A 15458-nucleotide genomic window follows, 5' to 3' on the forward strand; every position below is an offset into this window, starting at 1 on the left:
AGTCTGTGTTGTTCAAATTTAAACAACTGTCTCTGTTAATTCGATTCGTCAGTTAATTCGTCAATGCTTTTTAGGCAGTTTAAATTAAAACTTCGGTTGATTATAATAACTTAAGCATTATATCTATGCTTTCGCTTTATAAACTTTAGAAAGGATCACCATGTCTAGCTATAACGAATCTCCAGAGGAAATTGAACAAGCCACTAAAGGCTATGTGATGCAACAAACCATGTTGCGTATTAAAGATCCAAAGCCGTCGCTCGAATTTTATCAAAATGTATTAGGTATGAAGTTATTAGGTAAGTATGACTTTCCTGACATGAAGTTTACTTTGTACTTTTTAGGCTACGAACCAGAGCAACCGCAAGGTGATGATAAAACAAAAGCTAAATGGGTATTTGGTCGCCCTGCACTAATTGAGCTTACTCATAACTGGGGAACTGAAAACGACGATAGCTTTGAAGGCTACCACAGCGGCAACCAAGAGCCTAAAGGCTTTGGTCATATTGGTATTAGCGTGCCAGATGTTTATGCAGCCAGTGAACGCTTTGCAAAATACGATGTAGAGTTTGTAAAAAAACCGGATGATGGCTCAATGAAAGGCCTAGCATTTATAAAAGACCCTGACGGCTACTGGATAGAAATACTCTCACCAGAGGGCATTACCGATATTATTTTTGGTAAATAACCTGCTTACTAAATCCTAAAAAACCAGCCGTAAAGCTGGTTTTTATTCAAATAAACAATTACCTATAAGTAAAAGTCACTTCATCCATTTAGCTGGAGTTAGAGCGACTGTCCTCATTAATTTAATTAATTTAAACGTACTATAAAGCAATTTTCATTTTAAAGTAAGAAACATCAGCTTTATAAAAACGTTCTCCGTATGGCTGCATACCGAAACGCTGATAGAAAGTTAAAGCTGATTCTCTAGCATCACACCAAAAAAAATTTACAACCGTATTATTAAGAGAGTGAAGAATAAATTTTAGCATTTGAGAGCCAATGCCTTGGCCTTGACAATCAGTTTTAGTAGCAAACTTACGTAGGCGAGCTTTATTTGATTTTATGTATACGGAAGCAACACAAACAAGCTCGTCATTAGCAAAGGCACCAAAATGCATTGCGTCATGATCACCATCTACATGGCAATATTCAGGAGGCTTGTTTGGCCAAAGAACACTTTGTCGAAGCGGGATTGTTTGCTCCCAGGAAATATTGCGAATTTCCATATAATTTTGTAGAGCCTCCATAGGCATATAGACACAATGACTCCCCACAAGATACTAGCCTCTGAACGTGGGTTAATTTTACAAGCCAGAGCCATAATATATGTCAACAATATACAACAGAGGTTAGCATGACAAAACATAACATACTTTTCATTAGTTTAGATATACATAAAACACTCACTGAAGTGGCTTATATAGAAGACCAACGCGGAGCTAAGCCAATACACTTAGGTAAAATTCTAAGCAACAAAGCAGCCTTTTAACAAATTAGCAAAATTAAAAGAGCACCCATTTATAAAGCATTAGCTGCCAAGTCTGTGTTTTTCAAGTTTGAGCGACTGTCCCTGTTAATTCTTATTGAATTAGATTGGCTTGTATTTACACTTATTTGTGGGGATACCGTCAGATTAACACTTGGTGATGGATTATTAGTTAACGATTGACTAAAAGTTGCTTTAATTCTGATATATAAGTTTGAGCGACTGTCCCTGTTAATTCTTCCATAGGCATATAGACACAATGACTCCCCACAAGATACTAGCCTCTGAACGTGGGTTAATTTTACAAGCCAGAGCCATAATATATGTCAACAATATAAAACAGAGGTTAGCATGACAAAACATAACATACTTTTCATTAGTTTAGATATACATAAAATACTCACTGAAGTGGCTTATATAGAAGACCAACGCGGAGCTAAGCCAATACACTTAGGTAAAATTCTAAGCAACAAAGCAGCCTTTTAACAAATTAGCAAAATTAAAAGAGCACCCATTTATAAAGCATTAGCTGCCAAGTCTGTGTTTTTCAAGTTTGAGCGACTGTTCCTGTTAATTCTCTACTACAACAAGATATGCCAGAAGTTAAATATTTTATGGATATGTTTTTATAAGCTTGTTCTGCAACTGTAGATAAGCTTTTCACACAAAAATAAATAACTTCTTCGGGTTATATCTCTATCTACTTTTTAAGTAGCGCAAAAATGTAGGTATACGCATATAAAGTAGTAAAAAGAATACTTGGTGCAACCGTTAACAATAAATTAGGTGTTTGATTAATAATATTCACTAACAATACCAAACTGGATTGCACCGCGATAGGAAAAATAGGTGCAAACAAAGTCCCTGCTAATTTTTTATCTTCCAAATACGACGCTGACAATGTAATCGCATTATTAAAGCTTTGTCGAATTGCAATATTTTGCGGTGTTTTAGAATGAAACATACACAAAATGGGCGTTACAAAAGCTAAAGAAATGCAGCTTCCTCGGTACTTATTAACAACTTTCTCTAAGATAAAAGTAAAAAATAAGGTTACAAAACCACTGTACCCACCTTGAACTAAAGCCGCTTGAAGCGTAACAGACTGAGGAATATTATCTGCACTATTAGCCCAATATGCCCAACCAAAATAAAAAACAAAAGACACAACACCAGATAAAATAAGTCGACCGTTCAATTTAATTCCTTAATATCATACTAAAACAATTTAAATAACAATTAAGCACTCATACCTAAAGACTGATGCCTAATAACTAATGCCCAATGACTCATAAGACCGTAAATCTGATGGTTTCATTCATAACATAATCAACTTCAGCTTAACTTAATAAATCACTCTAATGAATTAAATAAAAGAAATAGATAAGGAAAGGTAAATTTTTTAACCTAAAAAGTAGATTTTATGGCACAGTTTAGCTTGCACAATTAAAGTGGCTGTCTAGTTTAATTTCTAATGCTGGCCTTTCAAAAAACGGTAACAGAGATACTTATATTGCAGCCACATTAGAAAAGTTGCTTGAAAATATGCAAAGAAATATTGATTTTCACAAAGACAAATCCAATCCCAAGTTGCTATACATTCTTGCTCATTATCAAGAACTCGCCGATGGCAACATTGATTACTTAGATAAGTTGCAAGGTTTGTTATTATAATAAGTAGTGTTAGCGAACTGCGTATTAAAAAATTTGAGCGACTGTCCTTGTTAATTGGTCCTTGTTAATTGTTATTTAATAGATAATCTCATTTTTTTAAATGCCGATGTGAAGGCAAATATAACGCCGCCAGCACGTGCTGCTATGTAGTGGAGGCGAAGCCGCAACTGAAAAGCTGTCGCCGTGACTGGCTTTGTTATGAATTCTCTGGTCCATGAACCATAACTCGCTCCCAAACTTCCTGCTTATATTCAATACCAGCTTTGGAAAATGCTAGCATTGCATGATCTTCCCACTGAACGTCATTTTCTAAGGAAAACTTCTTTCCTGAATCGATGCTGTTGAGGTAACTAATAACCTCAACAGCATCGATGATTAGACGAGCCGTACAAGGAGTAGGAACATTAGCAGACCCTTTCTGTTCATACCAAGTTGTTGCCTCGTCTCTTTGGTGATCTTTTTTTGGAATTCCACTAATTTTAGTTTTAAGATTCAAAATCAAGCCTCGTTGATCTTTTGTAAGAATCCTGTTCACGGCAATTAGTTCAACTACAAGTGAGTCAATACAGCTCATATCAACTTGGCTAAAACCCGAATACGAGGGGCGTAAAGGATTCTCGAACTCATCAACTAGCTGCTTTAGCCAACCTTGAAAGTAATTCTTTATCAGGTGCACCTCATTATCCAGTCCACGTTCTAAGGCATCAGCACGTTTACTATGCGTTCGTATAGTAAGCCAATGTCCGATATACACAGACAGCAGTGTGAATAGAGCCCCAGCAAGAGCTATAAGCCAAGGTTGATATTCGAATATTGTGGCTACTATATCTTTACAGCTATCAAATTCCATTCCAGCACCATTCATAACGCCTAATTAACAGGCAAAAAGTAGTTGGCTAAAATAAGTGAACGGAGTGAACAAAAAGCCAACTGTTTTTTGTCCTTGTTTAATTTCTTGTTAGGTTAATACATCATCAGGCATCAAATTTAACATTGATAGTAATGCCTTTATGGAATGATTAACAAATAATTGATGCTCTTTATATGGGTCGATTATTAAATAAATAATAACAAGAATAAATACAACACTTTTTTTGTGTTTTAGGAAATCCCCCATACTCTCAACGGTAGGTATTCCATTTGTATGAGCATATATTATTTCGTTTCTTTTATTAGCCTGTTTTTTAACATATTTAAGAATCTCATCAAATTCAGATTCATTTGCTATTTGATTTAGCTCATTAGCAAAGTCATATTCTCCTCCGTTGTACTTAAAAGAAAAGTTAAGGGGAGGATATGGGTATGCCCATTTTTCTTCAATGTTATTAAATGAGTCTTGAAAGAATTGTGTATACCTTATTCTTACAAGCGTTTCACCGTTAGGTGATAGTTCCTCATTTAACACTATTTTAGGGTCTTTAATAACCTCTTTTAGCTGAGCAAGATTTCGAGTAATAGCGCACACAAATGGGTAAATCGCAGATTTATGAACATGGCTCCTAAAATTTAGTGACTTTGATCCAGGATATTTTAGCCTTTTTAGTGATTTAATTATCGCTGTTGCAGCTTCTTCTTCAGCGCAAATAGCTCTAAATACAGCCATCTCAGGATCAATATTTTCTATTTTAAAAGCCATTTCTATATGATTAATGGCAGCTCTTGCAGAGTGCTTTGCTGGTGCGGGCCTCTCTTCTAAAAGCTCTATGATTTTATCTTCGAACTCGGTAGTGAGCATAAATCCCTTTATTAACCTAACGCCACGCTAAGCGGCAAAAAATTGTTGGCTAAAATAGCGAGGAACGAGCAAAAGCCAACTGTTTTTTGTCCGTTCTTGAGCGCCTTGTTATATCTGAGGTTGAACGAAGCTTGGTTGAATTAGTGGGCTTCCTTTTTCAATAGATTTTTTCTGAACTTCTGTTTGATCTTTCATTCGTTCAGTCAAATTCTTTTCCCACTCTTTGCGAACAGCTTCATCGCCTTTTAAAAACTGAATGTCGGCTTCTGTTTTTTTCTCAATAAGTGTTACATAAGCCTTAACTAATTCGGAATTTTCAGGGTTGGCTTCAATAACTCTTTCCAAAAAATTCCTACAATTGTTGAAATTGAAATCATTCATTACATACTCCTTGTAAGATATAACAGTATATTATCCATAATTCACGATAGTAACGGATTATGAAATAAAAGAATAACAAAACAATAATAATTAAATCATTACCTGTCAAAGCTTTATAGTAAAATAGGTGATTTTATTTTAAACATTAAGTTTGTAGAAACTAAGCACTGCGTCATACTCAGCTATTTTGTGCTGAGTATGACGCAGTGCTTAAAAATTTAAATACCATAAATCAATAAATTAGAAATTCACCTATGTAAAAAGTGAGCATATTAGTGCTCACTTTCTACACAAAAAAACTGCGTTTTTGTTGAAAACACATTATAACTGTATAAATACACAGCTAGCTGGGATGTTTTTATAATTATCAAATCTCCTTTTTTACTGTCGCTTCAAGATGTAATTCGAGTTAAACGTTACAGATAACAAACAGAAAAAACTTGAACTCTACTCGAAGATGCAGCGCTACAAACCACGGAGTTGTATTTAGCAAACTTTAGACGAAAAAAAACCGCAACTCGTTAAAGTTGCGGTTTCTTAGAATGTGGCGGTGAGATAAAAATTTGAACTCTACTCGAAGGTGTAACGCTACAAACCTTATTTCCTATATTACTAAAAGCAAAAAACCCGTTAATCTCTCGATTAACGGGTTTCTCTAAATGTGGCGGTGAAAATAGCGATTTGAACTCTACTCGAAGATGTAACGCTACAAACCACGGAGTTGTATTTAACAATCTCCAGACGAAAAAAAACCGCTATAAATTAATATAGCGGTTTCTTAGAATGTGGCGGTGAAAATAGCGATTTGAACTCTACTCGAAGGTGTAACGCTACAAACCTTATTTCCTATATTCCTAAAAGCAAAAAACCCGTTAATCTTTCGATTAACGGGTTTCTCTAAATGTGGCAGTAAAAATAGCGATTTGAACTCTACTCGAAGATGCAGCGCTACAAACCTCGGGTTTATATTTAACAATCTCCAGACGAAAAAAAACCGCTATAAATTAATATAGCGGTTTCTTAGAATGTGGCGGTGAGATAGAGATTTGAACTCTAGAAGGGCTACAAACCCTTGCCGGTTTTCAAGACCGGTGCTTTCGACCACTCAGCCATCTCACCTGAAGTTAAAAAGCATTGCTGCTTCAGAACGAGGCGAATATTAAAGTTTCGTTACGCTCTTGTAAAGTGCTAATTTCGCTTATTTTGCATTTTTTTACTTTATTTTGATTAAGTGCTGAATTAATCATCAGAAACTAATGGTTCTTATGTACTTTGTTCATATTTCAGGCATTTTTATTTATGTTTATATTTTCGCTTATGCCCCCTTTTATTAGTTTCATTAATATTCTGGCTTTATTATTAGGTTGTTATTTTTCACTATTGGCTTTTTATTGGCAATAATTAGCCTGAGTTCAGGCTAATTAAACTAAATTACATTGTTTATAAAAAACAAAAGTAGTTACCAACGCTATGAGCCAACATTAGTTACTACTTTGTATTACTATTTTATATTGCTGTGCTTATGAAATTTAACCATTAAAATATTACTGACGCTAACGTTGCGTTAATAATAATTAAAAGGCGAAGTTTTCACTTGGTATTGCCATCATTGAGTCAACACCACCTTCAATACAAGCTGCGTGTCCTTGAGCGCGCGGCAATATACGTTTAAAGTAAAAATCTGCGGTTTGAAGTTTTGTTTCATAAAAAGCTTTATCTTCACCAGCACTTTCTAATTTACTGTGAGCTACTGCTGCCATTTTCGCCCAAAAATAAGCTAAGGTTACATAACCAGCAAACATTAAGTAATCTACCGATGCGCCACCAATTTCATCAGCATTGCTCATTGCTTTTTTACCCACGTCTGTCGTAATTTCTTGCCATTGTTTACAGTAAGCACCTAATGCTTGTATATGTTGCGCCATTGCAGGATTACCAGCATTTGCCTGACAAAATGCGCCAATATCAACCATAAATGGTTCTAGAATCGCACCTTTACTGCCTAATACTTTACGTGCAAGTAAGTCTAAGGCTTGAATACCGGTAGTACCTTCATATAAACAACTAATTTTAGTATCGCGCATTAGTTGTTCCATGCCCCACTCTTTTATAAAGCCATGGCCACCAAAAATTTGTACGCCGTGACTTGTACATTCAAACCCTAATTCACTTAATAGCGCTTTTGCTATAGGTGTTAATAAAGCAAGCGTTGTATCTGCTTCAGCTATTTTAGCTTTATCCTTTCCTGCATGCGTTATATCAACTAATTGTGATAAATACCCAACTAGTGCTCTACCACCTTCAGCAATAGACTTCTGGGTTAACAGCATACGACGAACATCAGGGTGAACAATAATGGGATCAGCAGGACCATTAGGGTTTTTAACGCCACTAATAGATCGCATTTGTAAGCGGTCTTTTGCATACGCTAATGCACCTTGAAAAGACGCTTCAGTAGCTGCCGTGCCTTCAAGTGAAACACCTAAACGTGCAGCATTCATAAAGGTAAACATACAGTTCAAACCACGATTTACTTCACCAATAAGATAACCTTTGGCACCATCGAAATTAATAACACATGTAGCATTGGCGTTGATACCCATTTTATGTTCAATCGAACCACAATTTACGCCGTTTCTATCGGCAATGGTACCGTCGTCGTTCACATTGAATTTTGGTACGATAAAAAGAGAGATACCTTTACTGCCTTCAGGCGAGCCTGGAATACGTGCAATAACAATATGTACAATATTGTCAGACAAGTCATGTTCACCTGCTGAAATAAATATTTTTGTGCCCGTTAATGAATAACTGCCGTCGTCATTTAATTCGGCTTTTGTGCGAAGCATACCTAAGTCAGTGCCACAATGAGGCTCGGTTAAACACATTGTGCCGGTCCAGCTGCCTTCAACAAGCTTAGGCATAAACTGTTGTTTTTGTGTCTCAGTACCGTGCGCTTCAATGGTTGCAAGTGCACCATGACTTAAACCGGGATACATCGCAAAACTATGATTAGCAGAAGACATCATTTCGCTAATGGCACTATTAAGTGAATGTGGCAACCCTTGCCCACCAAACTCTACACTTTGTGATAATGTCGGCCAACCGCCGTCAACATATTGTTTATAAGCATCTTTAAAACCATCAGGTGTTGTTACTACACCCTCTTTCCAAGTACAGCCTTGTTGATCACCAATTTGGTTTATCGGAGCAATAACCTGTTCAGTAAATTTAGCCGCTTCAGTTAGAATAGCATCTATCATATCTTCTGTGGCATCAGTGTAACCGAGTTGCTGGTAGTGTGTATCACAATCTAACAACTCATTCATAACAAACTTTATATCTCTAATTGGCGCTTTATACTCAGGCATTTTTCTCTCTCCGTATTATTTTTTTAATCAAAAAATTTAATCAGTTTTTTTATCAATACCGATTTAAATACTCAGTAACAGTAGGAGCAGCTATATCAATTCGCCAGTACGTTTAGGTAGCAAGGTGATTACTGAACATTCGCTATTACCTTTACTCTACTAGTCATGCTAATTACCCAAGGTATATAAAACAAATGAATATTACTTATAAGAAACTATTAATTATTCGTATACTCAAGAAAATTAAGCATCGCTATTATTTTGACTAATTCTCGGTAACTTCCTTGTTATTCCGTTACTACAAGGGATATTTATTTTTTCATCCCGCTTATTTTGATAACTATATGTTTTATGAATACATCACAATGATAATTATTCATTGGCATTATAAAAATATCGGCTTTAGCATGAGTGATACTAAATTACATACATTTATCTTTAAGTTACTGTTAATGCTATTTTTAACATATAAAAGTAACAGTTATTAATTTACACATTATTAAGGTTTTCTTATGTTATTGAATGCTCTATTAGAAAAACGCTATTCTGTTCGCGCTTATTTAGACAAACCTGTACCACAAGATTTATTAGAATCAATCTTTAGCCAAGCCCAACAAGCACCTTCAAATTGCAATGTACAGCCTTGGCAGACCTGCGTTGTTTCTGGCAATACAAAAGAGCAATTAAAAGCTGATTTAGTTGCTGCAGTGATGAAAGGTATTGCACCTAACCCTGATTTTAATTGGGTAGCTAAATATGAAGGGATTCATCGCGAACGTCAGTTTGGCTCTGCTAATGCGCTATACAGTTCAATAGGTGTTAGTCGTGAAGATAAAACAGGACGACAAATGTCGATGTTACGCAACTGGCAATTTTTTGATGCACCTCATGCTGCCTTTTTTACTATGGACAAATATTTAGACATTATGGGCGCGGTCGACCTTGGTATTTATGCACAAACACTAGCCTTACTACTGGAAGAACATGGAATTTCATGTTGTATGCAAGGTGCCTTAGGACAATTTCCAGATCCGGTTAAAAAAGTCCTACAGTTACCTGAACAACGCGGTATTTTGTTCGGCATGTCGTTTGGTTACGCCGACGAAAGTGCTGCGGTCAATAACACACGTACCGAACGTGAATCACTTAATAACGCTGTTTCTTTTTTTAATTAATCACCATGAAACTTCAAAGTAACTTCGTACTTATTGATGACGTTAACATTCATTACGTGTCAGCGGGTCCTACTAAAAATAAAGCTTTAGAAGGCTCTACTTTACTATTTTTACATGGCTTTCCTGAATATTGGCAAACGTGGCAAGCTCAACTCGATTACTTTTGTACTGATTATCATGTTATTGCGCCTGATTTACCGGGCTATAACATGAGCGGTAAACCTGAAGATGTTTCGTTTTACGAAATACCTAATTTAATTGAATTTTTTACCAAGTTTATTCGTGCTGTCAGCCCAAGTAAAAAAGTCTACTTAATCGCTCATGATTGGGGCGGCGCAATAGCTTGGCCATTAGCTGCTTTCTACCCCCAATATATTGAAAAACTGATTATTTTAAATGCTGCTCATCCAAGTACTTTTACCCGTGAAATGATCAATAATCCAATTCAACGAGAAAAAAGTGCCTACATTCATCAATTGATCAGCGCGGGAGCTGAACATTTATTAGCTGATAATAATTATAAATTCTTACGTGAAAAGATATTAGTAGCGTCAACTCCAGCTATTTTTACCGACGAAGAAATTAACAATTACCAGCAAGCATGGCAACAACCTGATGCCATTAACGGTATGCTGCAATATTATCGTGCGATGCCACAACTTGCTGCTAATCCTAATTCGCACCATGAAAAAGAAAGTAAGGATAATCCCGTACAAGTCTCTGATCTAAGCAAAATGAGAATTCCAAAAATAAGAATCAATCTGCCAACACTTATTCTCTGGGGGGAAAATGATCAAGCTTTTGTCAATGAGAACCTTAGTGGTATTGAAGAATACGTACCCGATTGCCGTATTGAACGTTTTTGTGATGCTACGCACTGGCTTACGCATGAAAAATCAACCGAGATTAACAGCGCAATTGCCCACTTTATTAACGAGTAATATTGCCGTAAACATCCCCTTGTTGCTAGCTAAAACTTACCAAGGTGACAAGCATAGTAAATGGACAAATATGACAAGTTAAGGAAATTAAAATGCAAGGTACTAAAATGCAGGATATTAACGTTCAAACATTTGAGGTTGAAAAAGCCAATTTACAAACAACACGCTTAACAACATCAACAATAACAATGCCACTGGGCGAAAATGAAGTTGTGCTTAAAGTCGATAAATTTGCCCTTACCGCCAATAACATCAGTTATGGAGTAGCGGGTGATAGTTTAGGTTATTGGCGATTTTTTCCTACAGAGCAAACAAGTGAAAAACAATGGGGTCGATTACCAGTGATGGGATTTGCTAACGTTGTTGCATCAAATAATGAGCACATTAGCGTAGGCCAACGCGTTTGGGGCTTCATGCCGATGGCAAGCCACGTAAAAATTATAGCAGGTAACGTTAATAAAAATGGTTTTTCAGATGTAAGCCCCTATAGAAAAGGACTTGCTCCTTTATATTCAGTATTTGAACTTGTAAGTGCTAACCCTTTTTATTCAGTAGAAAATGAAGATTTCGACATACTTGTTCGTGGTTTATTTACTACCTCCTGGCTGGTTGATGATTTTATCGATGACAATCAGTATTTTGGTGCTTCGCAATACTTAATTACCAGTGCATCAAGTAAAACCAGCATAGCCCTTGCCTTTGCGATTAAACAGCGAGGAACAATCCCGAGTATTGGTATTACTTCTGCAACTCATCGTGATTTTGTCGCCTCTTTAGGTTGCTATGATGAAGTCATTAGCTATGACGAAATTGCCACCTTAGACGCTAAGCAATTATCAGTTGTGGTTGATATGGCTGGTAGCCAAAGTATTTTGTCAAAAATTCATTATCATTTTGGCGATCAATTACGTTATTCATGCCGTATAGGCGTAACCCATCATGATGATTCATTACCAGATGAACTAAGTAAAATATCAACCTTACCTGGCGTTACGCCAACCTTCTTTTTTGCCCCGACACAACTTAAAAAGCGGATAGATGACTGGGGTACTAATACAGTAATGCAAAAAATCGGCTTGTCATTACTCAATTATATTCAATTTTGCCAAAGCACCATCACGATAGAGCACACAACAGACAGTGAAAAAATCAACACTATTTATCAACGCGTGTTATCAGGAACGTCAAATGCTAATACGGGGCAAATAATCTCTTTATGAGTTAACTAACCCCACAAGACATAAACTATTTAATAATTGGAGATATGAATATGGAAGGCACAGAGTTAATAACAATGGTCAATACGAAAGTCGTTCCTATTTGCATATTTCTCATTATGATGGGGATGGGATTATCGCTTGTTCCTAACGACTTTAAGCGCGTATTAAAATACCCAAAAGCAGTGTCCGTAGGTTTACTCAATCAGCTAATACTTTTACCTCTGATTGGTTTTGGATTAGCTAATATTATGCCACTAGAGCCTGAATATGCCGTTGGTTTAATGCTACTCGTGCTATGTCCAGGCGGAACCACCTCAAACATGTTTACCCATTTGGCGAAAGGCGATGTTGCCCTGTCAGTTACCATGACAGCGGTAGCTAGTTTGATAACCGTTTTCACTATTCCGGTTGTGTTAAATTTATCTTTGCAGCATTTTATGGGGCAAGGCAATGAATTTCAATTACCTATGATGGCAACCATGATAAGTTTAATGAAGTTAACGATAGTACCTATTATTATTGGTATGTTAATTAAAGCGTTTGCCCCTAAATTTGCCGATAGCTCACAAATACATGTAGCAAGATTTGGCGTATTATTTTTAACCCTATTAGTCATGTTTTTAACCTATATTCAGCAAGACATTATTGTGTCTGCCATTATTGCAACTGGCCCTGTGTCACTTATTCTTAATATTTCTACCATGGCATTAGGCTATTATTCGAGTCGTTGGTTTGGTTTGAATGCGGCACAAACCACTTCTATTACAATTGAAGTTGGCCTGCAAAACAGTACTTTATCAATGTTTATGGCACTCACTTTATTAGCGAATTATCAAATGTCATTTACGCCAGCAATATACACTTTAATTATGCTGTTTACTGCAGGAATGCTAGTGCGATTTTTTCGCTCGAAAGTTAACGTAGAGCTAGCACTAAAACAACAACAAAAAGTTAAAAAGCAAAGCAATGTTATTGATGAGCTTGCGTAACTTTAATTTCTTGTTGTTACGGTAAGTTATAAGCAGTTTTTTTAAGTTATACTGTTATTCTATTACTCCATTTACAGCTTAAACTCTAGTGTTGAAGCTGTACAAAAAATTTAAGGCATTACCTTATTATGATAACGATTCACCATTTAAATAAGTCACGTTCAACTCGCGTTATTTGGTTACTAGAAGAACTGAATATGCCCTATAACATAGTTAATCACGAACGAGACTCGCAAACAGGTTTAGCGCCTGAAAGTTTGAAGAAAATTCACCCATTAGCTAAGGCTCCTATTATTGTTGATAACGATGTTACCTTATGTGAATCCGGCGCAATAATGGGCTATATTCTTAACCAAGCAAGCAATGATACTTTAAGACCTAAGATTGATAGCGCTCAATACTATCAATATCTAGAATGGCTTCATTTTGCTGAAGGGTCATTAAGTTTACCAATAATCAGTAGCTTATTAATGTCGATGGAAACCCGTGAGGGTAACAAACCGCTTGATGGTTATATTGCGAAAGAACTACAGCTAGACTTTTCATATATTGACGATACGTTAAGCCAACGTACTTATTTTGCTGACGGTGCTTTTAGCGCAGCAGATATTATGATGACAATTATGTTAGACATCGCTGATAACCTTGGCTTGTTAGAAAACAGAACACATATCAAAGCTTATCTTGTAAATATGAAGCAAAGACCTGCCTATCAAAAAGCAGCAAGTTTTGGTTAGATTATAATTATTTAGCACGAGGAAATACCGTGGAATTAATCGATTTAGATATTACTGAACAAATTGCAACAATTACCTTAAAAAATGGCAAGGTTAACGCTATTTCTCCTCAGGTGATTGTGGAAATAAATGATGCTTTAGATCAAGCAGAATCGGCAGGTGCTGTCGTTATTTTAACTGGCCAACCGGGAATATTCTCAGGTGGTTTTGACTTGAAAACTATGAAAGAAAGTTCAGAGTCAGCGGTAGCATTAGTTACTGCGGGTTCAACATTATCACGTCGGATGTTGTCATTTCCATTCCCTATTATCGGCGCATGTACTGGTCATGCAATAGCGAAAGGTGCCTTTTTGTTATTGAGTTGCGATCACCGTGTTGGCAGTTTAGGCGCATTTAAAATAGGCTTAAATGAAGTTGCCATTGGTATGACGATGCATCAAGCGGGTATAGAAGTCGCGCGTAATCGCATTCCAATTAATTATTTAACACGTTCAGTCATTAACGCAGAATTGTTTTCACCAGAAGCAGCAATTCCCGCAGGTTTTTTAGATACGGTAGTAGAGCCGGAGCAGTTAATGGTAACGGCGAAGCGTATCGCTAAACAAATGCTAACGTTAAATATGACAGCACATCATGGTACTAAATTAAAAGAAAGAAAAGGTATGTTAGCGGCTTTAGATGCAGCTATCGTACTTGATTCAACCATTGTATTAAAGCTGTAGTACAAGCAACTGTACGAAAAAAAAGAGGACTGTTTAAGTCCTCTTTTTTATTTTAACAAGTAGAAATGATCTCATCGTTAGTGAGATTGGTATTAAAAGCTTAGTTATTGGCTTTGATAAAATCAATAATAACTTGCGCTATTTTCTCACCTTGATCTTCTTGTAAGAAATGCCCGCCATTTTCAATGGTTGTATGCGCCTGCCCTTTGGTACCAGGAATAAGTTTTTGTAATATTTTATCTGCACCGCAAGTAATAGGATCGTTATCACTAAATGCTGTTAAAAATGGCTTATTCCACTGAGTTAACACCTGCCAAGCAGCAATATTACTTTTTGATGCGGGATCATCAAGGCTAGTTGGCACCAATAATGGAAACTGACGAGCACCTTCTTTATAACTTTCTTCCGGGTAAGGAGCATTGTAGCCAGCGAGGATTTCCGGCGTTAAATCTGAATTTGTACCGCCATTAATAACACTAGCAGCTGGAAATACTGGCATTTCTTGCGAGTTTTTTTGCCACTTCATAAAAGCTTCGCCCGGAGAATGTTCTCCTGTAGGTAGCATAGTATTTGCTGCAACAACTCGGGCAAATCGATCACTTTGCTCTGCGACTAAACGTAAACCGATTAACCCACCCCAATCTTGACAAAATAACGTAATAGTTGTTAATTCCAACTGATTAAGCACACTGTGCATCCAGTCAACATGACGTTGATAGGTATAATCAGTGCGTTTTGTTGGTTTATCAGAGCGACCAAAACCAACCAAGTCAGGTGCAATAACGCGATAACCTGCCCCAACCAGTGGTGGTATCATTTTACGGTATAAATAGCTCCATGATGGCTCACCGTGTAATAACAATATTGGCTGGGCATCTTTAGGGCCTTCATCAACATAATGGACTCTAAGTTGCCCACCTTCAGTATCATCAACTGATAAATAATGGGGTGAAAATTTATAACCTTCTAACGTTGAAAAGCAACTATCGTCAGTTCTTAAAAAGTCCATATGAGTCCTTAT

Annotated in this window: 14 protein-coding genes, 1 tRNA gene and 2 pseudogenes; 9 read left to right on the top strand and 8 right to left on the bottom strand. The window is 36.6% G+C overall.

What is annotated here, in order from left to right; translation table 11 throughout:
• The first annotated feature begins 160 nt into the window (after positions 1-160).
• Complete coding sequence (gene gloA, locus KO509_RS17130) at positions 161-688, top strand: lactoylglutathione lyase (protein WP_159820038.1); 528 nt, start codon at positions 161-163, stop codon at positions 686-688.
• Between the two features lie 139 nt (positions 689-827).
• Here gloA and KO509_RS17135 read toward each other — a convergent pair whose 3' ends face one another.
• Positions 828-1232 (bottom strand): GNAT family N-acetyltransferase, encoded by a 405-nt coding sequence (locus KO509_RS17135; RefSeq protein WP_252727694.1) that lies wholly within the window; start codon positions 1230-1232, stop codon positions 828-830.
• Between the two features lie 128 nt (positions 1233-1360).
• Between KO509_RS17135 and KO509_RS17140 the strand changes: the two are divergent.
• Together KO509_RS17140 and KO509_RS17145 are read left to right on the top strand one after the other, a co-directional pair.
• Positions 1361-1492 (top strand): annotated as a pseudogene (locus KO509_RS17140) (IS110 family transposase); the annotation flags it as partial.
• Between the two features lie 351 nt (positions 1493-1843).
• Positions 1844-1975, top strand: a pseudogene (locus tag KO509_RS17145) (IS110 family transposase); the annotation flags it as partial.
• Positions 1976-2192: 217 nt separating this feature from the next.
• Here the strand turns inward: KO509_RS17145 and KO509_RS17150 are convergent.
• From KO509_RS17150 to KO509_RS17175, 6 genes are all read right to left on the bottom strand, one after another.
• On the bottom strand, positions 2193-2690 hold the full coding sequence (locus tag KO509_RS17150; protein WP_215974484.1) for a hypothetical protein: 498 nt from the start codon (positions 2688-2690) through the stop codon (positions 2193-2195).
• A gap of 672 nt (positions 2691-3362) precedes the next feature.
• Positions 3363-4016 (bottom strand): hypothetical protein, encoded by a 654-nt coding sequence (locus KO509_RS17155; protein ID WP_215974485.1) that lies wholly within the window; start codon positions 4014-4016, stop codon positions 3363-3365.
• A gap of 108 nt (positions 4017-4124) precedes the next feature.
• Entirely contained in the window at positions 4125-4901 is a 777-nt protein-coding gene (locus tag KO509_RS17160) for a hypothetical protein (RefSeq protein ID WP_215974486.1), read from the bottom strand.
• Positions 4902-5009: 108 nt separating this feature from the next.
• The gene (locus KO509_RS17165; RefSeq protein ID WP_129947049.1) at positions 5010-5282 is read right to left on the bottom strand and encodes a hypothetical protein; all 273 of its coding nucleotides are present in this window, start codon (positions 5280-5282) and stop codon (positions 5010-5012) included.
• 1028 nt (positions 5283-6310) lie between these two features.
• A tRNA-Ser gene (locus KO509_RS17170) sits at positions 6311-6401 on the bottom strand.
• A gap of 455 nt (positions 6402-6856) precedes the next feature.
• On the bottom strand, positions 6857-8653 hold the full coding sequence (locus tag KO509_RS17175; RefSeq protein WP_215974487.1) for an acyl-CoA dehydrogenase C-terminal domain-containing protein: 1797 nt from the start codon (positions 8651-8653) through the stop codon (positions 6857-6859).
• 512 nt (positions 8654-9165) lie between these two features.
• Here KO509_RS17175 and KO509_RS17180 point away from each other — a divergent pair.
• The 6 genes from KO509_RS17180 to KO509_RS17205 all read left to right on the top strand — a co-directional run bounded on the left by KO509_RS17180 (position 9166) and on the right by KO509_RS17205 (position 14437).
• The gene (locus tag KO509_RS17180; protein WP_215974488.1) at positions 9166-9828 is read left to right on the top strand and encodes a nitroreductase; all 663 of its coding nucleotides are present in this window, start codon (positions 9166-9168) and stop codon (positions 9826-9828) included.
• Positions 9829-9833: 5 nt separating this feature from the next.
• Positions 9834-10769: an alpha/beta hydrolase gene (locus KO509_RS17185; protein ID WP_215974489.1), complete on the top strand. Its 936-nt coding sequence runs from the start codon at positions 9834-9836 to the stop codon at positions 10767-10769.
• 92 nt (positions 10770-10861) lie between these two features.
• The gene (locus tag KO509_RS17190) at positions 10862-11989 is read left to right on the top strand and encodes a DUF2855 family protein (protein WP_215974490.1); all 1128 of its coding nucleotides are present in this window, start codon (positions 10862-10864) and stop codon (positions 11987-11989) included.
• 50 nt (positions 11990-12039) lie between these two features.
• Positions 12040-12978 carry a bile acid:sodium symporter family protein gene (locus tag KO509_RS17195; RefSeq protein ID WP_215974491.1) on the top strand — a complete coding sequence of 313 codons (939 nt, stop codon included), beginning with the start codon at positions 12040-12042 and terminating at the stop codon, positions 12976-12978.
• A 128-nt stretch (positions 12979-13106) separates the two neighbouring features.
• Complete coding sequence (locus tag KO509_RS17200) at positions 13107-13715, top strand: glutathione S-transferase family protein (protein WP_215974492.1); 609 nt, start codon at positions 13107-13109, stop codon at positions 13713-13715.
• A 29-nt stretch (positions 13716-13744) separates the two neighbouring features.
• Positions 13745-14437: a crotonase/enoyl-CoA hydratase family protein gene (locus KO509_RS17205; protein WP_215974493.1), complete on the top strand. Its 693-nt coding sequence runs from the start codon at positions 13745-13747 to the stop codon at positions 14435-14437.
• A 100-nt stretch (positions 14438-14537) separates the two neighbouring features.
• Here the strand turns inward: KO509_RS17205 and KO509_RS17210 are convergent, their stop codons facing one another.
• Positions 14538-15446 carry a haloalkane dehalogenase gene (locus KO509_RS17210; RefSeq protein WP_215974494.1) on the bottom strand — a complete coding sequence of 303 codons (909 nt, stop codon included), beginning with the start codon at positions 15444-15446 and terminating at the stop codon, positions 14538-14540.
• Between the last annotated feature and the right edge of the window lie 12 nt (positions 15447-15458).

Source organism: Colwellia sp. C2M11, from assembly GCF_018860915.1.
GTDB lineage: Bacteria > Pseudomonadota > Gammaproteobacteria > Enterobacterales > Alteromonadaceae > Colwellia.

What these genes read in the sequence shown, in the direction of transcription:
- KO509_RS17190 (WP_215974490.1), top strand. Translation starts at nt 10,862, where the DNA reads ATGCAAGGTACTAAAATGCAGGATATTAACGTTCAAACATTTGAGGTT.
- KO509_RS17160 (WP_215974486.1), bottom strand. Translation starts at nt 4,901, where the DNA reads ATGCTCACTACCGAGTTCGAAGATAAAATCATAGAGCTTTTAGAAGAG.
- KO509_RS17165 (WP_129947049.1), bottom strand. Translation starts at nt 5,282, where the DNA reads ATGAATGATTTCAATTTCAACAATTGTAGGAATTTTTTGGAAAGAGTT.
- KO509_RS17195 (WP_215974491.1), top strand. Translation starts at nt 12,040, where the DNA reads ATGGAAGGCACAGAGTTAATAACAATGGTCAATACGAAAGTCGTTCCT.
- KO509_RS17185 (WP_215974489.1), top strand. Translation starts at nt 9,834, where the DNA reads ATGAAACTTCAAAGTAACTTCGTACTTATTGATGACGTTAACATTCAT.
- gloA (WP_159820038.1), top strand. Translation starts at nt 161, where the DNA reads ATGTCTAGCTATAACGAATCTCCAGAGGAAATTGAACAAGCCACTAAA.
- KO509_RS17210 (WP_215974494.1), bottom strand. Translation starts at nt 15,446, where the DNA reads ATGGACTTTTTAAGAACTGACGATAGTTGCTTTTCAACGTTAGAAGGT.
- KO509_RS17135 (WP_252727694.1), bottom strand. Translation starts at nt 1,232, where the DNA reads ATGGAAATTCGCAATATTTCCTGGGAGCAAACAATCCCGCTTCGACAA.
- KO509_RS17200 (WP_215974492.1), top strand. Translation starts at nt 13,107, where the DNA reads ATGATAACGATTCACCATTTAAATAAGTCACGTTCAACTCGCGTTATT.
- KO509_RS17175 (WP_215974487.1), bottom strand. Translation starts at nt 8,653, where the DNA reads ATGCCTGAGTATAAAGCGCCAATTAGAGATATAAAGTTTGTTATGAAT.
- KO509_RS17155 (WP_215974485.1), bottom strand. Translation starts at nt 4,016, where the DNA reads ATGGAATTTGATAGCTGTAAAGATATAGTAGCCACAATATTCGAATAT.
- KO509_RS17180 (WP_215974488.1), top strand. Translation starts at nt 9,166, where the DNA reads ATGTTATTGAATGCTCTATTAGAAAAACGCTATTCTGTTCGCGCTTAT.